The organism is Paenibacillus sp. 2003 (assembly GCF_031455635.1).
Classification (GTDB): domain Bacteria; phylum Bacillota; class Bacilli; order Paenibacillales; family Paenibacillaceae; genus Paenibacillus; species Paenibacillus amylolyticus_B.
In genome coordinates, this window is sequence record NZ_JAVDTB010000004.1 from 57,448 (window position 1) to 79,949 (window position 22,502).

Genomic DNA, 22,502 nt, shown 5'->3' on the forward strand with positions numbered 1-22,502 from the left:
TGAAAGACCTTCCAAGCCCCTGATCGGGATGTGACGGTGCTTCAGGTATGTTAAACTAGAGAGTATAAACAACAAACTAGAGAAACCAATCAAGCAGGCTTGGTACAAGCTAAACATAGAAGAGAGATATAAACGCTAACGCGGATTAAGCAGGATATAGGGGTGAACTTAGCCGATGCAGGGGAAGATTTTGGTGGTGGACGATGAACAGCCCATCGCGGACATTCTGAAGTTTAATTTGGAAAAAGAGGGGTACGAGGTCATCTGTGCATTTGATGGCATTCGTGCGGTTGAACTGGCGTTATCCGAGAAACCGGATCTGATGCTGCTGGACCTGATGCTCCCGGGCAAGGACGGTATGGATGTCTGTCGTGAGGTGCGCGCTCATCTGGAGATGCCGATCATCATGCTTACCGCCAAGGATGGCGAGATCGACAAGGTACTCGGATTGGAATTGGGTGCGGATGATTACGTGACAAAGCCGTTCAGTACGCGTGAGCTGCTTGCACGGGTGAAGGCACAGATGCGCAGACGGCAAAAGCTCGCGATTACGGCAGAAGCGCCGGAAGATGAGGAAAAGCAGGTTATGCGGTTATTTGATCTGGCGTTTGATATGGACATGTACACGGCTTACAAAGGCGGGGAACCGCTCGATCTGACCCACCGTGAGTATGAACTTCTCTATTATATGGCGAAGCATTCTGGCAAGGTTATGACACGGGAACATCTGCTGCAAGCGGTGTGGGGATATGAATATTTCGGCGATGTACGCACCGTGGATGTTACGATTCGTCGTCTGCGTGAGAAGATTGAGGAGAATCCAAGCAAACCGGAAACGATTCTGACACGCCGCGGGCTCGGTTATCTCGTGCGCAGTGCCAAAAGCGTGGGGATATAATGGGCCGATTCGCGCGATTCTCGTTCTTCCGAACGATTCAGGCGAAATTGATCATTATCTATGTACTGCTGATTCTGATTGCGATGCAATTGATCGGGGTTTATTTTGTGAGCGCGATGAAGAACTCACTAACGAGCAATTTTACGGAAGACTTGCAGGCGCGTGCGGAAATGCTATCAGTTCTCGTGGGGGAGACGATGGCGGGTGGAGAAGCAGAAGCTGGCGAGGACAAAACGGAAAATCTGCGTGTGCTCGTGAACAACCTGTTCAACATTAACGGTGCCGAGATTCAGGTGCTGGATGCCAGCGGCAAAGTTCTGACAACCTCGCTAAGTTCACATTCGGATTATGTGGGGCGCAAAAATACCCAGACCGTTGTCAGCCGTGCGCTGCAAGGCATTCGGGACAATGAGGAATATATCGTGGACGAGGATAATGTTCGCAAAAAAGTCGTCGCCAAGCCGGTGCTGTCCGGCGGCAAGATCATCGGCGCGGTCTACATCGCGGCATCCATGAACGAGCTGTATTCCACGATGGAGGGAATCAACAAAATCTTTATCTCCGGCATTCTGATTGCCTTGGTGTTAACGGCGGTACTTGGCGTGATCTTGTCCCATACGATAACGCAGCCGATTAAAGAAGTGACTCGGAGAGCGACAGCGGTCGCAGAAGGTAACTTTGATCAGCAGACACCTGTATTTGGCACGGATGAGATCGGTCAACTCAGTCGGGCTTTTAACTATATGACCAGCAGGCTTAGGGATGCACTTTCACTGAATGAAGAGGAGAAGGAGAAGTTGACTTCCATTCTGACGAATATGAGTGATGGTGTGGTGGCTACGGATGAGTACGGTAAAGTCATTCTCGTAAACCGTCGTGCCAGCAGCATTCTGGGTATGCATCCTGCGGATATTGAAGGAAGACACTTCGCCATATTACTGGGCATTGATCCGGAGGATGCGGAAGCCCTCGCGAGTGGTTTCACAGGTTCAACTTTGCTGCAGATTGCACCCGCTGGACAAGAAGAGCCCGTGGTTATTCGGATGACGTTCACACCAGTTCATCGGCGTGAACGGGGGATCACGGGAACGATTGCCGTACTTCAGGATGTTACTGAGCAGGAAGAGCTTGAGGCATCCCGGCGTGAATTCGTGGCCAATGTATCCCATGAACTGCGTACACCACTGACTACGATCAAGAGTTACGCGGAAGCACTGGATGACGGTGCACTGGAAGATCCGCAGCTTGCCGGTCGTTTCGTTGGTGTTATACAGAACGAGACGGAGCGAATGATACGACTGGTTACGGATCTGCTGCATTTATCGCGGCTTGATTCCAAAGAGGCTTTGCTGCGGAAACAACCAACTGACATTCTGGAAATGTTGGAGGAAGTGACGGATCGCTTCTCATTCCAGATGCATCAGAAGGATATTCAGCCTGTACTATCTGTGGAGAATGATATTCCGGCTGTTCCACTGGATCGTGACCAGATTGATCAGGTGCTCGATAATGTCGTGTCCAACGCGCTGAAATATACATTGGAAGGCGGCACCATTACGATTGCGGCTAGACGCAGTGATGAACACACACTTGCCATCTCGGTATCGGATACCGGAATGGGTATCCCACAGCGTGATCTGGATCGCATTTTTGAGCGGTTTTATCGGGTGGACAAGGCTCGTTCCCGCAGTATGGGAGGCACAGGGCTAGGACTGTCCATTGCCCGGGAAATTGTGAAGGCACATGATGGCAGTATTTCTCTGGAATCTGAAGTAGATGTGGGCACGACAGTAACGTTTACACTGCCGATGCGTGAGAAAGGGGGTGAGCACCGTGAAGGAACGGATTAAATCCTTGGTGCTTGCTGCCCTTGTTGTAGCCAGTCTGGTTCAGAGTTATTTTCTAATCTACCGTTTGCCCGGAGGCGGGGATTCCATCGTGACGTCAGAGACGAACTATGTGAAGACGGAAAATATGGGTCAGGAACGCAATATTGAAGAATTGATTTTCCCCGATCAGATGATTATTCATCTGGGCCAGGATAAACATACGGTGTTTTACCCTGGCAATACGTTCTATCAGTTGATCTATTCAAGGTTGCAGGGGCGGGCGTTCGATGATTTTCAGCGCCGCAGTGTGCAATCGGTGAACTGGGATCAGATTCGCAAGGAGAACCCTGGGTTTGAGCTATCGTTCAAAGAAGGTATTCCCGTAGCATTGTTACAGCGAGTGATGAGGCTCGGGACGGATTCCTTATTCCAGGGGGAGACCATAAACCGAATCTCGATCTATACGTCCAAAAATGAAACGAAGGCCCATGCGCTGTTCTTCAGCGCCAAGGGAGACGTGGTATACGAAGCAACGCAGGCGGACCTGACAGTACAAGACGTACAGCAGCATGTTGACTTCGGTACGAACTGGACGCCATATACCTTGATGGAGGGCGGGTATTATATCCCGACGGAAGCGTTGGAGACGATTGAGGCGGATGTGCCAACAGGCCAGTTCACGGTTGAGCAGATGCAGCGCAGTCTGTTCTTCGATCCAAGCATGACCCGGAATATCCGGGAAAAAGATGGATCGGAGATCTATACTGATAGTAAACGTAGTCTGCAGGTAAAACAGGAACAGCGCTGGATCAGTTACACCGATCCGGCGGCACCGCCTGCGGGACAGATTGATCCTGCGAAGGATGCGCTGTCTGCGGTTGATTTTGTGAATCAGCATGGTGGCTGGAAAGGCCGGTCGCGCATGATGCTGGAGACCGCCGACAGCAAGACACGGCTTGAATTCCAGCAGTATTACGGCAGTTATCCGATTATGGATTCCATGCAGTTCCGCTTTGGAACGATCAGCATGGAGATGCAGCAGGAGACGGTATCCAGCTATGAACGATCACTGGAATACCTGAACGAAGGTGCAGAGACGAAGAAATCGGTCAAACTACCTGGCGGAGACAAGCTGAAGGCTCTTATTAAAAAGGTAGCAGGTGAAAATCGCCAGGTTGTGGACGTGTACCCGGCTTATCGTCCTTCTTCGATTGAGGACGGACTAAAGCTGATTCCGGTATGGGTGATCCGCTTTGGCAATGGTGAGGAGACCACCGTATCTTGATGGGTTGTAGTCATTAAACTAAAGAGTAGCTGTACTTTATCACTACGCGTGCAGAATAACCTTCCGATCGCTGTTACCCCCAAATTTCTTGAACTCCCTTTAATAAGGGGAAATCTGTTGGTAAAGGCGAACGTTCCGCTTCTTCAGGTTATTTCTGTCCTCTCCGTTGTCGTATAGCTTTAAGTTCAAAGGCTAGTAAACGGCTAGTTCCGGTGGAAGGGTAGGCAATTTGAGAAAGTATTTCAGCCAGTTAACTGAAGGAGGTGGATGTTTTGGATTGGGGACGGGCAAAAAATGTGTTGATCTATGCCTTTCTGCTGCTTAATCTGGTGCTGGGATACCAGATCTGGATGGATGCACGAGAAACGGCCGGAGCCAATCTGGACTTCACCTCACTGGCAGATAATACACAGCAGGCGATGGAAGAGAAGGGCATTCAGGTGCTGGCTCCGATTCCAAATGAAACGCCGAAGCTGCCAAAGTTGTCCTATGAGTTCATTGAAGAGGACAAGGCCGGCGTTGATATGGAACTGGAACAGCCTGTAGATAGCAAGCTGATCTTCTCGCAGAGTGAGCTGGAAGATGCATTAGAGCGTGAGATTCCACAGATCGGGACATACCGGCTGGATCAGCTGATGGCCGAGGATGGGGCTTTTGTGCTTCACCCACTGGTGGATGGCAAATGGCCGCTCTTCAATGTGAGTCTGGAGCTATTCTACAGCGACCAGAAAATAACGGGTTACCGTCAAACTCCAGTGCGGATTACAACCGCAGAGGAGAGCGATCAGCAGGTGCTTCCGGCGTCGAAGGCGCTGGGAACGCTGATCGAGAACTTTTTGCCAAATGATGCAATTGTCAAAGATATTCAGCTGGGCTATTACGGCCAGTTGTTCAATTCAGATATACAGGTAGCGATGCCGGCATGGCGGTTCGTGCTGGAAAGTGGCGAAGTGTTGTACGTGCAGGGCATCAGTGGGGATGTATTCAGTCCCAAGACAGACAAACCAGGGGAGTAATGCGTTATGGGGATATATTTTACCGTGTTATCCAGCGGTTCGACAGGTAATGCCACAGTCATACAGCATGGGGGTACCTCTCTCATGATTGACGCGGGTCTTAGTGCGAAGCGATTGGATGCACTGTTTCAGGAAAGGGAGATTTCTGGGGCAGAATTGGACGGGATTCTGGTTACACATGAACATTCCGATCACATTAAAGGACTAGGCGCGATGTCTCGGAAATATAATTTACCAATCTACGCGAATCTGAATACGTGGGCGGCACTGGAGAAGTCGGTTGGGGCGATTCCAGAGGAAAACCGGAGGGTATTTGAGACGGGTGAAAAGCATGATTTTGGGTCACTGCGCGTGGAATCCTTCGGGATATCGCATGATGCAGCTGAGCCGGTAGGTTATACATTCGATGATGGTACGGAGAAGTTGTCTGTTGCAACCGATCTTGGGTACATGAGCGACAAGGTTCGCGATGCCATCTCTGATTCTGACGTGCTGGTGCTGGAGGCGAATCATGATGTCGAATTGCTGCGTATGGGGCGTTATCCGTGGAACACCAAGCGCCGGATTTTGAGCGACATTGGGCATTTGTCGAACGAAGCGGCAGGGGCAGCGCTTAGTGAACTGATGAACGGACGCATCAAGCGCACGTATCTGGCACATCTTAGCCGAGATCATAATATGATGGACTTGGCGAAAATGTCGGTGCGCGACGCGATGGAGAGCCGTGGATGTTTTTATCGGGACCATGAGTTCAAACTCTGTGATACGTATTACGACCGTCCTACGCCATGGGATAGGGTGGGTGAGCCATAAAGCTGTCCAGTTCGGCGGCTTTGAGCTCGACTTCCTCGCGGGTTAGAATGCCTTTATCAATAAGCAGTTCAATGATGGTACTGAGTGCAAGCGTGTTGCGATAGTGTTCTTCCTTGAGATCGGCCAGCTTGGCCGCCATATGAACTTCATCCATGGCTGTGAGTGTACGTGTGCGATCCATATATATCCTCCTCTATGAAGCTTCGAAATGTCTTTTACTATTATTGTAGTCAGGCTTGATGGAAAACATTCCTCTTTTTGCCGCTAACATTTGTGTGATGAGACGTGTATGCTGAACCTGTGAATATGCAGGGGTAAAAAAGTTCTTCAAATTTGCCAAAATGGCGCTTAGCGGACCGGATTTTGTGGTGATAGATACTATGGACCTTTATTGTTAAGCGCGTTATAGCGGAAATTTGCTTTAATTTTCGTAAATATGCAACTTTTTGTGATTTGACGTGTTTAGTATATGAGGAGCATTGTGATTTTGGCTGTTTTGCGTGTGAAATGGCATGTCATAGAATGCGAGAGCATGATTGATAGAGTCACTGACAGAATGGCGTGTCCGTTCTGTTGTACATAGACGCTGTATCTTGATTTGATGCCGGGATGCGGCGATATGCAAGACCATTTTATAAAATTGCAAAAAAGCATGGGAAGCGAGAGGTTATTTACGGTACGCACGTAACGAAAGACACAGAACGAGGCTGGAGAAGCGTAGCGTTCGCCGGAAAGCTTTCTGAAGGAAAGCTACTTCGGGAGCATACGCTATGAACAAATTTCACCCTGAAAGTGGGATGGAAATTTGTGAGTAACAGCGATCGAAAGCTCGGCTGTGGCTGGAGTGGGGTAACGTAAGAACACCATCGTTGAACCATGCGACAACTTAGGCGGCAGTCAGGGTCTTGATGCGTGACAACGAAGGGGAGAGGATCACGATGGGATTGTTTGGAGACGATTTTTATTCAACCAAAGTATCAAGACGCGCCGAACCTGAACAGAAAGGCAAACTTCAGATCATCCGCCCTGGAGGCAGGGCACGTGGACGTGACCGCTGGAGCAATCCGCGCAGATCGCGTACGGGAATCAGTTCCACAGTGAAGGTAGCTGTGATTAGCTCGGTGATCAGCTCCATCGTGACCGTCATGCTGTTTAGCTTCATCACACAGCCCACATCGTTACCGCTGGCGAATGCTACAGGCAACGGTGGTGGAGGCAGTGCACAGGCAACACAGGCAGCTGATCCATACGACCGGATTATCCAGGCAGCAGCCCATGTTCGTCCTTCCGTGGTGAGCATTGTGAACCATAAAACGGGTAGCAGTCTGTCGATGGAAGATTCGGCGCTGGGCTCAGGGGTCATTTTCAAGAAGGAAGATGGCAAGGCCTACATTATGACCAACCACCACGTCGTGGAGGGTGCGAGTGATCTGGAGATTGTGACCGTAGATGGGGAGACACATAAAGCGAAGCTGGTCGGTAAAGACCGTGTGAGTGACATTGCTGTACTATCCGCAGAAGATAAAGGGCTGGGTGCAGTCGCGGAGATCGGTGATTCCAGCAAACTTCAACGCGGTCAAACGGTGCTGGCGATCGGGAACCCGCTCGGTCTTGGCGGTACGCTGACATCCGGAATTGTCAGTTACACGGATCGTATTCTACCTGTATCGATTAATCAGGACGGGGTGTACGACTGGGAGCAAAACGTGATCCAGACGGATGCGGCGATTAACGAAGGCAATAGCGGCGGTGCTTTGGTTGATCTAAACGGCAAAGTCGTAGGAATTAATACCATGAAGATCTCGGATACGGGTGTTGAAGGACTCGGCTTCGCGATTCCGATGAACGAAGTGATGAAAACGGTAGATTCCCTGCTACTGAACGGCAAAGTATCTCGTCCATACCTGGGCGTGTACACGGTTGATCTGAGCAACCCTTATGCACCACTGGATGACGAGCAGCGCAAAGATCTGAAGCTGCCATCTCATGTGGACAGCGGTGTGGTTGTGCTGGAGGCATCGGGTCCGGCATCTGATGCGGGTATGAAGCTGAATGATGTCATTACGGAATTTGACGGGCAAAAAATTACCTCCACGCTGGATCTGCGGAAGTATCTGTACGATGAAAAGAAGATTGGGGATACGATTGAAGTGACCTTCTACCGGGATGGCAAAGCTGAGAAGGTATCAGTGAAGCTGACGGATAAACCGGAGTAAGGGAAGATCAACGAGCGATCCCATAATGTTGCGTGGATTGAAATAGGGAATGCTAGAAGAGTGATCAGATCAACTGACCACTCTTTTTTAGTTATTATGGTGGACTTGTTCGTTCGACAGTAAATGAGTAGATCAACCATTTTTATGTTCTCATGATCAGTTAGACCCGGAGCCAAAGGAGCAGATACATAAGACTAGGGCTGTGGTAAACTGTTGTCAATATGTTGGAGACGGTCGCTGATGCAATAACATCTGTTTGTCGATCACATTTTTATTTTAGAATGGAAGGGGTATTTATAATGAAACGGTTGAGGAAAACGATGCTTGGGGGAACGAGCTTGGCGCTGTCACTGTTTATGCTGTCTGCTTGTGGATCTGAGGTAGCTACGACAGGAGCATCCGTGGATACAAGTGCTCTGCAAGAGAAAATTGCTGGGCTTGAGAAGAAACTGGTGGAGCAGGGAGCCAAGAGCGTTGAGCAGGAGCAAAAGATCGCAGCACTTGAGACCAAGTTGAATGAGCTGAGTACAAGTGTGATTACGGTAGGTGAGGCTGGTGGTCAAACGCCTGTAGCATCGGGAAACAACGGATCGGCCGGGAAAGGCGATGGGGTGCTGATTACCTTTGCCCAGTATGAGAAGCTTGAGGTTGGCATGTCTGTGGGAGATGTCATCGAGATCCTCGGCGGCGAAGGTGAAGCGCTGAGTGAAGCGGAGAATATGGTGGTTTACAACTATAAAGGCACAGCCGGCAATGGTGCCAATGCAGTTATTGCTTTTCAAGGTGGCAAGCTGTTGACGAAGGCACAGTCGGGATTGAATTAAAAGAGTATGGGTTAGAGGCTATTCTTAGAATGGATTGGAACAGAATAGGGGAATACGTAACTCTGTTTTCGCAATTCAGGCGTAGGCGCAGGATTCATTTGCTATGTGAATTGGATTGTTACTGTCAGAGGAGCATTCTTTTCAGGGTACCGTGGAGGTATCGGGAAGGATGCTTTTTGTGTTCTTTTACGGCGAATGGAGAGGTTTGGTGGAGGTTGGGCACGATAAATTAGGGCTGGGGGTTTCTTTTCGGCGGCAGGTGTGATAGAACTGAGAAGTGGCTATCCTGTAATGGGATAAGCGGTTGTGAATCGGGAACATAGCTGGTTACAGAAAGGATGCTTAACGGATGTACGTTGTATGCAAAGAACACGTGGACATTGCCATCGACATGTTTGTCGATGAGTATGAGGACGCTCCAGATATCGTTGATCTGAAGGAGACGGAATTTGCCGATTGGGACCCGCCTGCGAAGTGCGCAGAGTGCGAACAGCATGCGGAATTTCTCGTCGTTTAGCGTACTGTAGGACTTAGATGGCCGGTGGCGTGACTTAAGGTGACGCTTCGGGCTGACTTTCCATCCGGTATGAACATCACAGCAAGAAGCCAAGGAGAGCGTGATGAGCGCTCTTTTTGTCTTTGTGGGAGAATCACGTTAGAATTTGGAGAAATGTGTAGTATAGATAATATGGTTGGAACGAACGATGCTATGAAGCATCTTACTTATAGAATATCTCGCAAGACAATTCAGGAGGAATGGATTTTCATGTTTATTCAGATTATTGGCGTAGGCAAATTGAAGGAAAAATATTTGACGCTGGGTATTCAGGAATATGCCAAGCGGCTCGCCCCGTACATCAAGTTTCAGATGATCGAGGTCGCAGACGAAAAGGCGCCCGATACCCTGAGCGAAGCTGAGGTTCGGGCGGCGAAAGAGCGCGAGGGCGAACGCATCCTCGCGCATGTGAAGAGCGAGGCGCATGTTGTCGCGCTCGCACTGGATGGCCAGCTCTGGAGTTCTGAGGAGCTGGCATTGGAGATCGACAAGCTCGGCACGTATGGGACGAGCCATGTCGTGTTTGTCATCGGAGGAAGCCATGGGCTCTCCGATGAGGTGCTGCGCCGCGCGAAGCAGCGCTTGAGCTTCGGGCGCATGACCCTGCCGCATCAGCTTATGCGGCTGGTATTGGTGGAGCAGATTTATCGCGCTGTGAAGATCAATCGGGGGGAACCGTACCACAAGTAACAGCGGAATGCTTTTGATAAAAGTAGAGATCACCCTAAAGAAAAAAGAGCATCTTTCACCAAAAGAGCCTTTATCCCGATTAGCGGAATAGAGGATTTACACACAAAGAGGATCCAATCACCTAAAATCATGACTGGACCCTCAATCATAAACTTAAATTTCAAAATCAAGAGTACCCTTTTTGGTTAATTCAAAGGGACCAGGTGTGACAACTGCATCGGGTCTCTTTGTTCCGAAGAAATCGGAGTCGAAATGATATGGAGTGCTGTCCGGCTCCTCATACTTCATATCGGCGTGATACGTTCTTCCAAGCAGATCTGTGGTAACTAACATTGCAGAGGTTCCCCGAAGCAATTCCGGATCATGGATCTGAATGTGCACCTTACCTAGCGCAGGATCAATCTCAACGTTTATACCCTTCTGAGTATATATATCCGCATCGGATTCATGAGTACTTGGAACCGAATGGTTAAGAAATACATTGCCACCCATAGCTACCGGAAGAACCGCATTGCCTATAAAGAAATCCTTCGCGGCATCACCAAGCTCCATAAGCTCCTCTTTGGTGTATTCCCACCATTTCTTATCTTTCACATCAGGATGTTGATCGTAGCCTCCAAGTCCCACAGCATGCAGATAACATATGGAATTGTCCGGAACACCATCCATGACCGTCTTCCCGTCCGCTCCAACTTCATCTCTTGGTTTAAGTGGAAGATGCTCAAAGAAGGTAATAGGCACAGGCTCCTTATTAGGATCATTGTCACCCAAGAAGATATTGTTGTAGTACCTGTCATCGCCCCCCGTGATATTGGAGTATCCGGCCATGGCCGTCTCGTGAGGGAAGTGATATGGGGTAATACGGGTAATCTCGGAACGAACGACAAATCGGCCTGCAAATAAATTATGAGCAAATGCCCCGCCCTGAGCCATATTTCTGAAATTCATCGGAGAGAGAAATAGATTGTGATCGACCATATATGGACCATGGCACACCTCAACGAAGAGGTCTTCTGAAATGTTGTCAAAAAATACATTACGGCTGATGCGAGTGCCCTGTGCCTGCCAGTCCAGCCAAAGCGCACGGTAGCAGCTATACATGATATTCTCGCTGATTTGAGTATCCAGGGAAGCATGCAGTTTAATTCCCGCAACTTCGGCACCATGTCTGAGTCGTTTGTGGTGAATATTATAAATACGGTTCCGATAAATGCGGCTGAACGCTGCTCCCATATGACCCACAATGCCTGCCTGTTCACAATCATGAATCACATTACCTCGAACAGTGTGACTACCGACGCGATCTTTATGCCAGCCGGAGCGTAATGCTCGTAAAATAACCTCCTGCTCCCGTTGAGTACCACCTTTACTATGCTTCTCCAAAGACTTGCTGTGACCTGTACCGATTTCGGTACCCAGGCTAATCCCAACGCACTTCGATTCACTGATGATATTGTTCTCAATAATCCAGCCCTTGCTCCAGTGAGGTCCAATCAAACCTTCCTGATAGTCCGTAGGCGGTGCCCATTGAGGAGAGGCTTGACGAAGTGTGAAGCCACTCACGGTGATATAGTTAAGTCCCGGTTTCTCAGGCCAGAAGCAATAAGGACGTACATTAATTTCTACATTTTCCTTACGAGGGTCTTTTCCACCAAAGTTGGCCCAGATTTTGGTTGTCGTAGAACCAACCTCGGCATACCATTTTAACAATGAATCCTTGGGATACTTGGCTTCGGACCAAACTTCAGGGTTGTTAACGCTTTCAATACTATCGCATTCATACAATGATTTGCCATCCAAATAGACATCGCCGAGATGAATTGGGAAGGGCCCATCAAATAACCAGTCTCCACTGAGCTCTACCTCATAGGGATTACGAACGGAAAAGATGGAATTGAGCACTTCTGTGCTCCAGACATGGTTTCCTTCAGACTTCCAGTTGGTAATCCGCTCAGCTCCTGTAATCACTACTTCCCCGTCTCCTGCGGATCGATATACGATTCTATGCTCCGCTGTTCCCCCATTAGCCGGGTTAACCCATTCCCTGTATACTCCCGCATGAACAATAACTGTATCACCAGCCATGGCATAAGCCGCAGCGCGTGATATGGTACGAAGGGGCTGATCCGCTGTTCCTTTTCCTTGATCATTCCCATGTATGGATACATGATATTCCATAACAACTCTCCTTCTATTTTAAAATTATTGTTGTATCCCGTTATTATACTAGGAAATAAATATAATGGGAGAGATAGGAATTCGAATATTAGGCTAAATTGATATTGATATAAGGTAAACTACATCCACTACCCTATGAAGTTGTGTTTTTTTGCTTTTGAGGTCTTCTAGCTATTGTTAAAAGCTATGACCAGTCATGCATTTTTCATATAACAAGCATTCCTTTCCATCATGCTATACTCATTAGACTAAAAAGTTAGAAGGAGAAATAGTTATGATACCATTTCGTAATGATCATGTAGGTAGCTTTCTACGTCCTGCAGATTTAAGTCAGGCACGTGAACAATATAAATCAGGTAACATCACATATGAGGAATTAAGAGCTGTGGAAGATAAAGAGATTATTCGAATTATTGAAAAGCAAAAGGAAAATGGCGTATTGGCAGTTACGGATGGTGAATTCCGCAGAAGCTGGTGGCATTTTGATTTTCTGGGCGGCTTGGATGGCGTAGAGTTGTATGAGCAAATAGACGGGCCAAAATTCCATAACATGCAGACTCGCAAGGGCGGGATTCGTGTTGTTGGTAAAGTTGATTTCTCGAGTCATCCCTTTGTTAAGGATTTTGAGTTTTTGAAAAAGCATGCAGGTGACGCAGTGGCGAAACAGACCATTCCAAGTCCCAACATGCTTCTATATCGTTTGGAAAATGGCGCCAATATCTATACGGATCGGGAGCAATTCCTTCAGGATACGATTTCGGCATATCAAAAAGCCATTCAAGCTTTCTATGATGCGGGATGTCGATACCTGCAATTAGATGATACCGCTTGGGCAGACCTATTCTCAGAAGCTGGTCACGATAAGCTGCGTGCTAAAGGTCTGGAACCGGCAGAAGAGTTGAAAACGATGCAGCGAATGGTTAACGAAACTTTGGCTCATAAACCGGCAGATTTAGTTGTGACGATGCATATTTGTCGCGGTAACTATAAATCAAATTATTTCTCAACGGGTGGTTACGAGTACGCTTCTGAAGTTATCTTTGGAGGCTTAAACGTAGATGGATTATTCTTGGAATTTGATGATGAGCGCTCAGGTGGTTTTGAGCCATTACAATATGTGAATCGAAAAGATTTGAAAATCGTACTTGGTTTACTTACATCGAAAACAGGCGAGTTAGAGGATAAAGAACAAATTAAAGCCCGGATTGCAGAGGCGGCAACCTATGTACCACTTGAGCAACTTTGTTTGAGCCCACAATGTGGTTTTTCATCTACAGAAGAAGGTAATATTCTAACGGAAGAACAACAATGGCGTAAACTTCGTTATGTGAAGGAAATTGCAGAAGAAGTTTGGAATTAATCCAACTAAATAACGGAGGGGATGTAAAATGACAATTCAAGCAGACCAAGAGACAGTTATCGTTGAAGCGTTCATTAATGGTCAAAATGTAAAATCCCTTTCGCAGTTTACAAAAGAAAATCCGGCCAACCCAACCGAGATCGTAGGCTATTTCCCTGTCACTACGAAAGAACAAGCGGTTGAAGCGATTGAAGCGGCGGCAGTGGCCTTTAAAACCTGGAAGCAGACCTCCATTGATGAACGCATTACCATGATGCGCAAGGCGATCGAGAAGATTAGAGCAGCTGAGAGTGAAATTGTGCATTTGCTGTCCAGAGAGCATGGCAAGCCCCTGTATGATGCACACGGTGAGATATATGTTTCGTTAATGTGGATGGAGTTTGCATGTAATGAAGTTACATTGGCTCTACAGGAAGAGATTCAAGAGCATGAGAATGGTAAAACGATTCTTTCCTATGATCCCATTGGTGTGGTGGCAGCGATTAGTCCATGGAACTACCCCATTGCTTTATCTACGATTAAGATCGCTCCTGCCTTACTTGCGGGCAACACGATTGTGCTTAAGCCCAGTCCATATGCGCCGCTGGCGGCAGCGAAGGTGGCAGAGATTATTGCGAGTGAGTTCCCGGCTGGTGTAATCAATGTCGTTCATGGTGATGCGGATGTGGGCGTTGAACTGACTACGAATCCTCATGTTACGAAGATCGCCTTTACAGGTGGGACCGCGACCGCTAAGCATATTATCAAAGCAGCTTCGGAAACGATTAAGGATATGACGCTTGAGCTTGGTGGTAATGATGCGGCTATCTTCTTGGAAAGCTTTGATGTTCATGATGAGCGAGCCATGCGCCGGATTGTCATTTCTAATTTTTTGACAACAGGACAGATCTGTATGATTGCCAAACGTGTGTATGTACACCGTTCTATTTATAATGAGTTCGTGGAAAAATATATAGAAGCGGCGAATCGTTGGATTCGAATTGGTGATCCCTTTGATTCAAATACGACGGTAGGCCCGGTTAATAACCTGAAGCAGAAGAATTACGTGCTTGGTTTGGTGGAAGATGCGCAAAAGCGCGGGGCTAAGGTCATCCCTCTCGGGAAAATTCTGGATCAGAAGCTGTTTGACCAAGGTTACTACCTACAACCTACGCTTGTTTTGGGTTGCGATGTTCATGATCCGATTGTCGTAGAGGAACAGTTTGGCCCTACGGTTCCGATTCTGCCATTTGACGATGAAGAGCAGGTTATTCATCTACACAATGAAAGCATATATGGATTGACGAGTTCTGTGTGGGGGAAAGAAGAGGATGCCATCTCCGTCGCACGTCAACTCGAAGCTGGAACGACCATGATCAATACAGCTGCTGTGCAGGGGCTCGACGTTCGGTTCCCTTTCGGTGGCTTCAAGCAATCGGGTATTGGCCGTGAATACGGCGCGGAAGGTATCCGCACGTATACAGAAAAGCATGTCATCAACGTTCCGAAGACACTGGATCTTCCTTATATACCAGAATAAATCTTATAGCACACAACTTCTCATCATACAGGGAATGTGTATGTGAAATTGAATGTATGCTCTAACTTTGCGCTTTGTTTACTGATTTTTAAGAATCAGTAGACAGGGCGTTTTTTTGTCAGATCAGTTTGTCAGTGGTGACTTTTTTAGAGAAAAAAAACCATATCTGGTGGAGATGACGCAGAAGAAATAAAGAAGCCACTCCATTTTTGGAGTGGCTTTGTATTCAGCTATTACACGGTGAACGGCGGCTATCTTCTACCTAGTGTCTCCCAAATTCCATGGAGCCAGGAGTCGAACTCAGCATCTTTGTCGCCCTCGTAAGTATCATAGAGATCCAGACGTGTCTTTTGCAGTTTTTCCTTAAATTCCTCAAATGTGTGACCTTCAGGAAGGCTTTTTTTGATCCGCAGCAAAATTTTGTTAGTCCCTTTAAACAGCTCACCTTTGTTTTTGGCAGGCATTTGTACATCTTCATCCAACTGGTTCAGCTTGAGATATGCGGCTTCGCGCACTTGAAACACTTGATCATTTTTCAAAACATGCTGCAGCAACTTAATGGTAGGTTCTGTATTCCAGTTCCCCAATTCGTTCACCGCATTCAGTCTGTCTCTCCAGCTTGACGTCCGATTAGCCGCTCGTTTGAGCTCTTCAAAGTTTTCCGGTAGTTGGTTAACTGCTCCAGTATCATGGTTGTTCGTCAAAATTCAATCTCCTTAATCATCGCCATCTCGGCAGAATGATGAATGTTATTTATGTGATCACTATTATAGCACGAACCTGACTAAACTACTCCTATGAAGCCGATTGGCTAGCCTTTTCCTTAATGAAGTTTACTGTGTACACCCAACCAATCAGTCCACATAAAACAAAACCAAACGCATACAGAGATCCGTAAATGGGAATAAAATCGAGTATGGTTAAGGAGTACATATTTTTCAGTAACGGATAGAAGATGGAAATAACAACCACTGTGTAAAAGGCTAGGCAAGAAAGGCCTAAAAAGATGGTTGCCTTAATATCCAAAGTTTTTTTTCTCAAGTAAGTAAGGAGATAAGCGGTGTAAACCACAATATTACAGGCGAACAAACTGACACCAATGTATTCAATTGGCTTGGAGAAAATCATACCAATAGCAATCAATATGGGTCCGATGATATCGATGGCAACAACCCAAGGATACCAGCTTTTCTTCGTCATGATGCGTCCCAGTGCACCAATAAAAATTGGAACGATCGCAGATGAAAAATGAAAGTGAACCGAGCTTAATGCATGCGTTGCAGGATTAGCCTGGAAGAGGTTTACTTGATATTGATATAAAGTAAACCAAATGCCCCCAATAAAAAAATAAACGAGCCCCGCGCCAATCGCTATTTCCGCTGCTTTTCCTTTAGAGATCACAATAGTGGTCAAGCCATAGATGCCAAGCAGCAGTGTGAACAGTAGCCACCCAAGGGACAGAATCCCTGGGATTGTCGTACTTTCTAACCCCCACATCTTATTACTCATTACCGAAGCTAGAGTAAAAAGCGCAGCGGGAAATTGAAGCCATTTCATAGCAGCATAAATCACTCGTTGATGTTTACTTTTTACGTCATGGTTCAAAAGCGAAATCACAAGAGGCACAATGACGAAAGCCGCAAACAGTAGAAATTTTTCAACAAGTTCGAATTGAAAGTAATCAAGGGAAAATATCAGAATGGTTATGATTCCACCGGGAAATGCGGGTGATCTCATGAGTTGCTTTAAGGAACTATTCATGGGGTTTCCTTTCTAACCTACGTTTATCGTAAGATCTGTCTGCCGATCAGTACTATGATTTTCCCAAGAAGACGAAAGCTGGATATATTATGAAACAGTGCTTTAGTAAAGGAAAAGGAGCTGTGGTATCGAATGAATAAGAATATAATTTCTTCCTGGCTTAATATTGTAGGGTTAAACATGCCGATACTGATTTCCTTTACTAGGTCTGTCCGGCGATACTCTTATTGTAATTCAGTGGTACTGAAATGTAATATTAATTTCAAAAATCAGTTGAATCCTGTAAGGGTGCGCTTTGACCATTAGCTTTTCGTTCATAATTTTTCTTCACAGGAATTTCGAAGCTCCAGTCTCCGGGGAGCAGACCCTGCTGACCCGGGCCATCGGATAGGATTAACTGGTTTACGTTGATCCTCAGCAGGAACTGGTCTGGAGGTGGCGAGCTCCCAATAAAGTAAAATCGGATGGTTCCGTTTTTGGCCAAAACTACACCTGAATCCGTGGCGATTCCGGGAACCGCCTTTATCGTTGAAGCATCCAAAGTAAAAGTTGGCTTGACCGATTTTTTTTTCACCCACTGCAACTCCGATATCTGGTTAGAATGCTTCATTGAGTATTGGATGCTGAGGCTCTGACCGTCGAAAAGGTAATCATGAATGAGAAGTGTATAGCCTTTGTCTGTCTTGCCTGTTATTAAAGCCATCTCGTTATTTCCGCTTGTTGACGTCAACGTTGAATCGTCATTTTCAGAGAAGATGGAAGGCAACTTCACCACGAGATTAGAGGTAAATGAATTCTTCATACTGAATAGTACCACTGCACAGACGAGCAGCAAGATCATGGGTACAGCAGCTATCCTGGAGAGAGACAGGTGTCGAAGCCAAGGAAATATTCTTTGTTTTGGTAAAAGGTCTTGTTCCGGAAGCACGGTCGGTAACCGATTGATTTCGTTTTGAACTTCTTCCGCAACAGCCACTTGCGTCTGATTAGGTCCGAACCTCGATAACCGTGTTTCAAACCAGGTTGCCTTTTTGTTGCTGTGCGCAGTGATGCCTCCTCCGTGCACCTCGACAATACTTTTTGTTATGGCGAGACCGAGACCTGTACCTCCGGTCTGCTTCGACCTGGAGCTGTCTACGCGGTAGAAACGATCGAAAATAAAGGGTAAATCCCGCTCGGGAATGGGGACTCCATAGTTTTGGATTCGCACAACTAGCATATCTCCATCTTGTGCAATATCAATATCGATATATTTGCCCGTCCGCCCGTACTGGATGGCATTGGCGAGTATATTCTCGTAAGCCCGTACCAACAATGCCCCGTCCGCTTGAATTTTGAAGTCTCCCTCTTGGACGTTCAGCCTAATTACCATGCCTGCACTCTCGGTAATCGGTACGAATTCTTCGGCAAGCTGGCCAATTAACCCGGTCATATTAAGCTCGCTGAGTTCCAGAGGCATGCCGTTGTTGACCCGTGTATATTCGAATAATTCGTCGATCAATCGCTGAAGCGCCAAAGATTTCTCGTATGCAATGTTGACGTAATAACGCATCTCCACCTCATCCTGATAACGATCGTTCTCAATGACTTCGAGAAAACCGAGAATCGAGGTCAGTGGAGTTCGCAGGTCATGAGATACACCAGTGATCAGATCATTTTTGGTCTTTTCCGCCTTGCGTTCCTCTGCAATCGAATGCTTCAACTGCATGCTCATACGGTTGATGCTGAGTGCTACCTCTCCCAGTTGATGATCGGCAATTTCCGGGATTTGATGGTCAAACTGCCCGCTCGCAATCTCCCCCAGACCGCGTGTGATTTCCGCAAGATAATGATCCCATTCGCTGCTCAATTGATTCATACTCTCCGTGATGACGCTTAACTCATCCTTACCCTTAACCCTTACAACTTGCCCGAACCGCCCTGCCGATATTTCCTGCAATCCTGTGTTGATTTCGCGTAAATCCCGAACCAAGCGGAGGCTGGTTAGGAAGAAAGTGATGGGAAACAGAACGATACCGGTAATGATCATCACGCGAACGGACCCGGCATATTCAATGAGCCAATTAATCGGGACAGCCACATATTCAATTTTTTGCAGCGCTCCCGCCATGACATACCCCAAAAAAATAGCTGCGCCTGTTAAAACCAGGCTTGCAACCATGATCAGCATTAATCTCCACCGAATCGTATACAGCCACTGTGGTTGGATCCTACTCACCCCTTGCTTTTAAATCGCTTTCGATTTTGTATCCAATCCCCCACACGGTTTTAATGATCCGCGGTTCACGTGGATTGGATTCTATCTTCTCACGGAGCTTACGGATATGAACCATGACGCTATTCTTCGACTCCATAAAAGGCTCGTTCCAGACTTCTTCGTAGATGCGATCCATACTCAGCACCATCCCTCTATTGACAGCCAGCATATGAAGGAGCGCGAACTCGCGGGGAGTCAATTTGATTTCCTGTTGATCGACCGTTACCGTGTGGGATGCATTATTAATCACTACGTTTTCGATATGTATTTCGTTCGCATTGCCCAAAACGGAGTTGAACTGGTTCATTCTTCGAAGCTGCGACTTGATCCGTGCGATCAGCTCGAGCGGGTTGAATGGTTTGGTTACGTAGTCATCTGCGCCGATGCTGAGGCCTGATATTTTATCGATATCTTGGCTTTTAGCGGACAGCATAATGATGGGAATTGGATTCGTCTCTCGTATTTTCATACACGCCTGCAAACCATCCATCTTGGGCATCATTAGATCCAGTACAATTAGATCAACCTGCTTGGTCTGCAGAATCTTCAACGCCTCCATCCCATTTGCTGCTTGCAGAAGCTTGTAACCTTCGTTATTGAAATAAATACTCATTAATTGGATAATTTCCGCTTCATCATCCACCATTAGAATTGTGCTTTCCGCCATAGATCCTCCCTTGATTCCTGTATCTCCCTTAAATTGAAGAGTAGCACGATAATTATAAGCGATATTTCTTATGCATTGAATAACGTCAGGATGATTTAAGGAAATGATAAGAAGTTCGGTAGTGAGATGATAAGCTTTCACTTCTATACTGAGTACAACACAAGCGAATAATCGTTTGAACAATACATGAGTGGAGGTTTTATTTTTGAAGCATAAGGTATTACAGAAGGCCATGCTCGTTAGTCTAAGTGTTATGTTAATCGGTATTTCAACCGTTTTTAGCACAGGCAAGCAAGTTTTTGCAAATTCGGACAACGAGGCAGATTCGACACGTACTTTAAAAGTATTGTACTGGAATGAAGATGATTTCAAAATGACATATGGAGATCTGTTTAGTCAGAAGTACCCGAATGTAAATATTGAAGTAGTTACACCTGGAGGTATGGAAGCGATTAGGGATTACAACGGGGCCATCCAAAAGTATTCACCGGATCTTGTGATGCTACCCCCTTACCAATACCAACAAATGTCTAAAGATAAAAAACTGGTCGATTTAGAACCTTTAATTAAACGAGATACGTATGACACGACAACGTTATACCCCGGCTTGCTTGATGAATTGAAGGAACAAGGCGGTGGCAAACTTTATGGGTTAAGCCCAAAAGCGGATTCGTACGCTCTTCTGTATAATGCTGATTTATTTAAAAAGTACAATGTTAAAACACCAACGGATGGGATGACATGGGAAGAGATATTGAATCTTGCTAAGAAATTCCCAACCAAGGGAGATAAGAACTCCCGAATTTGGGGCCTAAGCTCCTTTGGATCCAGCAATTTGGTAATGGATATCGCCAGAACAGAAGGATTAACGTACTTGGATCCAAACACCCTAAAGGCTACTGCAAATACAACTGCATGGAAAAATGCTTATCGTCTATCGAGTGAGGCAACGAAGTCCGGAGTACTTGACGAGCTGATCAGTCTGTCCGGCAAAAGTTACTTGGAAAGTAATTCGTTCATTATGGGACGATCTGCTATGAAAGTAGCCTCTATTAGTCAGTTGCAGTCCCTGCAAGCAGCAAAAAATAGTGTGAAGAATTACAAACCTTTCACACTTGGTATTGCTGCCGGCCCTGCGGCTAAGGACCGAAAATCAACAGGCAACGTATATATTCATGAGATATTCGCGATTCCAGCAGGCGCATCTCATGTTGATGCCGCTTGGGATTTCATCAAATATTTCAATGGAGAAGAATACGCTAATGAATACTATAAACCCAAGAACTCGAATAATAGTATCGGTGCTCCTCTATCTCGCATGATTAAAGAGTACTCCGGTTACAAGTTGGATGCATTCTACAAATTACAACCTAATCTGGATTCATCGATAACAAGTTATGTTCTCATGAACAAGTCACCAAATTTTGAATTGAGATTTCGGTCAATTGTATTGAAAGAATTGACACAGGTAGCAAACGGGAAGAAAACATTGGACAAAGCAACTGCTGCTATCCAATCCAACACTCAAGCCGTTGCTGATAAATTGAAAAAGGCTCAGGTGGCAAAGTAATAGAATCTCTAGCCTTTTATAATTCCCCGAAATATAGAGATTGGGACAGTTCATACGACAGTATATAGAGGTCAACCGTTTTTACTGGTTGGCCTCTTTTTGTTAAGTGATGGGTCTATCAACTTCCTCGGAAAACAAAAAAAGAGCCGCGTATCACGCAGCTCTCCATCGTACTTTAGTTCATTCCGTTCCAGTTCTCTTCTCTTTTAGCGCCCGCCCGTATTCGAAGCCCAGACAGGAATCCAACTGTTCGGATAATTGCTATTGGTCAGCGTTGTGTTATACAGAACTAAATTACCATCACTTTGCATGACTAGTGTGTCACCCGTTGTGTTAGCTGGTAAGCTGCTCCCGTGATGACCTGGAATCCATGAGGTGGTATTGGGAGACCAAGCATCTACCTGTACAGAAGTATCAATCATCAGAACTTTATCCCATCCCCAACCGGTGTAATATTCGAATTTTCCTGTAGCCGGGTTGAAACCATAGCGATAGCCATATTGGTACACATCTTGATATTTCATTCCATATTTATACATGACGGGTTTCCCGTATTGTGGTTCAAACTTGAACGAAAGAGCCCCACTGTTACTGGTACCGCTACTCCAAAGAGAAGAACCATTCTGATAGATGACAAAATTCCCGTCATTCTGCCATATGGCTGAAAATCTGCCATCTTGCGAAGTGAGATAGTCTCCCTTAGCCATACTTTGACCGATCGTGAGCTTATCTCCAAGATAGCCGGCAGAAGCGGTCGCTGGTACGGCAAATGCAAGAATCAACAAGCAAGCCAAAACAACTCGAAAAGATTTGGGGAAAAATAGATTATTCATTGGACACACTCCTATATTCCTTAGAATGGTTGAGGCTTCATACGTAATACAATAAACCCTTACAGATATTGCATATGGCGACGCAGTGTTCGGTCAGGAGTGGTGAAAGAGCAATCAACACATCCCCCAATGATAATTAAAGGGAAATCAGATATACAATGCTCTCCGGTTCACCTCCTTTAATAGACAAAATTAGTTGCTTCAATGCACTATATGTAAATGGATGTGTT

Annotated in this window: 19 protein-coding genes; 12 read left to right on the forward strand and 7 right to left on the reverse strand. The window is 46.4% G+C overall.

Features of this window, described 5'->3' with window-relative positions; genetic code table 11:
* Nucleotides 1-175: 175 nt before the first annotated feature.
* The 5 genes from yycF (at nucleotide 176) to J2X75_RS18220 (ending at nucleotide 5,841) form a co-directional block, all read left to right on the forward strand.
* On the forward strand, nucleotides 176-898 hold the full coding sequence (gene yycF / locus J2X75_RS18200; RefSeq protein WP_074092884.1) for a response regulator YycF: 723 nt from the start codon (nucleotides 176-178) through the stop codon (nucleotides 896-898).
* Nucleotides 898-2,748: a cell wall metabolism sensor histidine kinase WalK gene (walK, locus tag J2X75_RS18205; protein ID WP_076216658.1), complete on the forward strand. Its 1,851-nt coding sequence runs from the start codon at nucleotides 898-900 to the stop codon at nucleotides 2,746-2,748. Before yycF ends, walK begins: the two co-directional genes overlap by 1 nt.
* Nucleotides 2,732-4,012: a YycH family regulatory protein gene (locus tag J2X75_RS18210; protein WP_310338668.1), complete on the forward strand. Its 1,281-nt coding sequence runs from the start codon at nucleotides 2,732-2,734 to the stop codon at nucleotides 4,010-4,012. The genes walK and J2X75_RS18210 overlap by 17 nt, the downstream gene beginning before the upstream one ends.
* 272 nt (nucleotides 4,013-4,284) lie before the next feature.
* Nucleotides 4,285-5,028, forward strand: coding sequence for a two-component system regulatory protein YycI (yycI, locus tag J2X75_RS18215; protein WP_036612041.1), 744 nt, complete (start codon nucleotides 4,285-4,287; stop codon nucleotides 5,026-5,028).
* 6 nt (nucleotides 5,029-5,034) lie between these two features.
* Complete coding sequence (locus J2X75_RS18220; RefSeq protein WP_036671861.1) at nucleotides 5,035-5,841, forward strand: MBL fold metallo-hydrolase; 807 nt, start codon at nucleotides 5,035-5,037, stop codon at nucleotides 5,839-5,841.
* Here the strand turns inward: J2X75_RS18220 and J2X75_RS18225 are convergent.
* A complete protein-coding gene (locus J2X75_RS18225) occupies nucleotides 5,810-6,022 on the reverse strand; it encodes a hypothetical protein (RefSeq protein WP_310338672.1) in 213 nt (70 codons plus the stop codon). The genes J2X75_RS18220 and J2X75_RS18225 overlap by 32 nt on opposite strands.
* Before the next feature lie 757 nt (nucleotides 6,023-6,779).
* Between J2X75_RS18225 and J2X75_RS18230 the strand changes: the two genes are divergently transcribed.
* The 4 genes from J2X75_RS18230 (at nucleotide 6,780) to rlmH (ending at nucleotide 10,127) form a co-directional block, all read left to right on the forward strand.
* The gene (locus J2X75_RS18230) at nucleotides 6,780-8,057 is read left to right on the forward strand and encodes a S1C family serine protease (RefSeq protein WP_091012220.1); all 1,278 of its coding nucleotides are present in this window, start codon (nucleotides 6,780-6,782) and stop codon (nucleotides 8,055-8,057) included.
* 299 nt (nucleotides 8,058-8,356) lie between these two features.
* Nucleotides 8,357-8,881, forward strand: coding sequence for a hypothetical protein (locus J2X75_RS18235; RefSeq protein ID WP_310338676.1), 525 nt, complete (start codon nucleotides 8,357-8,359; stop codon nucleotides 8,879-8,881).
* A gap of 349 nt (nucleotides 8,882-9,230) precedes the next feature.
* A complete protein-coding gene (locus J2X75_RS18240) occupies nucleotides 9,231-9,398 on the forward strand; it encodes a CxxH/CxxC protein (protein ID WP_017691462.1) in 168 nt (55 codons plus the stop codon).
* A 249-nt stretch (nucleotides 9,399-9,647) separates the two neighbouring features.
* The gene (gene rlmH / locus J2X75_RS18245; RefSeq protein ID WP_310338680.1) at nucleotides 9,648-10,127 is read left to right on the forward strand and encodes a 23S rRNA (pseudouridine(1915)-N(3))-methyltransferase RlmH; all 480 of its coding nucleotides are present in this window, start codon (nucleotides 9,648-9,650) and stop codon (nucleotides 10,125-10,127) included.
* 153 nt (nucleotides 10,128-10,280) lie between these two features.
* On the opposite strand, the gene J2X75_RS18250 is transcribed toward rlmH, so the two are convergent.
* The gene (locus J2X75_RS18250) at nucleotides 10,281-12,305 is read right to left on the reverse strand and encodes a right-handed parallel beta-helix repeat-containing protein (protein ID WP_310338681.1); all 2,025 of its coding nucleotides are present in this window, start codon (nucleotides 12,303-12,305) and stop codon (nucleotides 10,281-10,283) included.
* Between the two features lie 274 nt (nucleotides 12,306-12,579).
* Between J2X75_RS18250 and J2X75_RS18255 the strand changes: the two genes are divergently transcribed.
* Nucleotides 12,580-13,665, forward strand: a complete 1,086-nt coding sequence (locus J2X75_RS18255; protein ID WP_310338683.1) for a 5-methyltetrahydropteroyltriglutamate--homocysteine S-methyltransferase — start codon at nucleotides 12,580-12,582, stop codon at nucleotides 13,663-13,665.
* 28 nt (nucleotides 13,666-13,693) lie between these two features.
* Nucleotides 13,694-15,184, forward strand: coding sequence for an aldehyde dehydrogenase family protein (locus J2X75_RS18260; protein WP_310338685.1), 1,491 nt, complete (start codon nucleotides 13,694-13,696; stop codon nucleotides 15,182-15,184).
* A 251-nt stretch (nucleotides 15,185-15,435) separates the two neighbouring features.
* Here J2X75_RS18260 and J2X75_RS18265 read toward each other — a convergent pair whose 3' ends face one another.
* The 4 genes from J2X75_RS18265 to J2X75_RS18280 form a co-directional block, all read right to left on the reverse strand.
* Complete coding sequence (locus tag J2X75_RS18265) at nucleotides 15,436-15,888, reverse strand: HEAT repeat domain-containing protein (RefSeq protein ID WP_150365056.1); 453 nt, start codon at nucleotides 15,886-15,888, stop codon at nucleotides 15,436-15,438.
* A gap of 91 nt (nucleotides 15,889-15,979) precedes the next feature.
* The gene (locus J2X75_RS18270; protein ID WP_310338688.1) at nucleotides 15,980-16,945 is read right to left on the reverse strand and encodes a YndJ family transporter; all 966 of its coding nucleotides are present in this window, start codon (nucleotides 16,943-16,945) and stop codon (nucleotides 15,980-15,982) included.
* Nucleotides 16,946-17,207: 262 nt separating this feature from the next.
* Nucleotides 17,208-19,115 carry an ATP-binding protein gene (locus J2X75_RS18275; RefSeq protein ID WP_310338691.1) on the reverse strand — a complete coding sequence of 636 codons (1,908 nt, stop codon included), beginning with the start codon at nucleotides 19,113-19,115 and terminating at the stop codon, nucleotides 17,208-17,210.
* 40 nt (nucleotides 19,116-19,155) lie between these two features.
* Entirely contained in the window at nucleotides 19,156-19,869 is a 714-nt protein-coding gene (locus tag J2X75_RS18280) for a response regulator transcription factor (RefSeq protein WP_105600608.1), read from the reverse strand.
* A gap of 205 nt (nucleotides 19,870-20,074) precedes the next feature.
* On the opposite strand from J2X75_RS18280, the gene J2X75_RS18285 reads away from it, so the two are divergent.
* On the forward strand, nucleotides 20,075-21,439 hold the full coding sequence (locus J2X75_RS18285) for an ABC transporter substrate-binding protein (RefSeq protein ID WP_310338695.1): 1,365 nt from the start codon (nucleotides 20,075-20,077) through the stop codon (nucleotides 21,437-21,439).
* A 206-nt stretch (nucleotides 21,440-21,645) separates the two neighbouring features.
* Here J2X75_RS18285 and J2X75_RS18290 read toward each other — a convergent pair whose 3' ends face one another.
* Nucleotides 21,646-22,272, reverse strand: coding sequence for a hypothetical protein (locus J2X75_RS18290; RefSeq protein WP_310338697.1), 627 nt, complete (start codon nucleotides 22,270-22,272; stop codon nucleotides 21,646-21,648).
* Nucleotides 22,273-22,502 lie beyond the last annotated feature (230 nt).

Bases quoted from the DNA above. Each gene is read 5' to 3' on its own strand.
- yycF (WP_074092884.1), top strand. From the start codon at position 176: ATGCAGGGGAAGATTTTGGTGGTGGACGATGAACAGCCCATCGCGGAC.
- walK (WP_076216658.1), top strand. From the start codon at position 898: ATGGGCCGATTCGCGCGATTCTCGTTCTTCCGAACGATTCAGGCGAAA.
- J2X75_RS18220 (WP_036671861.1), top strand. From the start codon at position 5,035: ATGGGGATATATTTTACCGTGTTATCCAGCGGTTCGACAGGTAATGCC.
- J2X75_RS18225 (WP_310338672.1), bottom strand. From the start codon at position 6,022: ATGGATCGCACACGTACACTCACAGCCATGGATGAAGTTCATATGGCG.
- J2X75_RS18230 (WP_091012220.1), top strand. From the start codon at position 6,780: ATGGGATTGTTTGGAGACGATTTTTATTCAACCAAAGTATCAAGACGC.
- J2X75_RS18235 (WP_310338676.1), top strand. From the start codon at position 8,357: ATGAAACGGTTGAGGAAAACGATGCTTGGGGGAACGAGCTTGGCGCTG.
- J2X75_RS18240 (WP_017691462.1), top strand. From the start codon at position 9,231: ATGTACGTTGTATGCAAAGAACACGTGGACATTGCCATCGACATGTTT.
- rlmH (WP_310338680.1), top strand. From the start codon at position 9,648: ATGTTTATTCAGATTATTGGCGTAGGCAAATTGAAGGAAAAATATTTG.
- J2X75_RS18250 (WP_310338681.1), bottom strand. From the start codon at position 12,305: ATGGAATATCATGTATCCATACATGGGAATGATCAAGGAAAAGGAACA.
- J2X75_RS18255 (WP_310338683.1), top strand. From the start codon at position 12,580: ATGATACCATTTCGTAATGATCATGTAGGTAGCTTTCTACGTCCTGCA.
- J2X75_RS18260 (WP_310338685.1), top strand. From the start codon at position 13,694: ATGACAATTCAAGCAGACCAAGAGACAGTTATCGTTGAAGCGTTCATT.
- J2X75_RS18270 (WP_310338688.1), bottom strand. From the start codon at position 16,945: ATGAATAGTTCCTTAAAGCAACTCATGAGATCACCCGCATTTCCCGGT.
- J2X75_RS18275 (WP_310338691.1), bottom strand. From the start codon at position 19,115: ATGCTGATCATGGTTGCAAGCCTGGTTTTAACAGGCGCAGCTATTTTT.
- J2X75_RS18280 (WP_105600608.1), bottom strand. From the start codon at position 19,869: ATGGCGGAAAGCACAATTCTAATGGTGGATGATGAAGCGGAAATTATC.
- J2X75_RS18290 (WP_310338697.1), bottom strand. From the start codon at position 22,272: ATGAATAATCTATTTTTCCCCAAATCTTTTCGAGTTGTTTTGGCTTGC.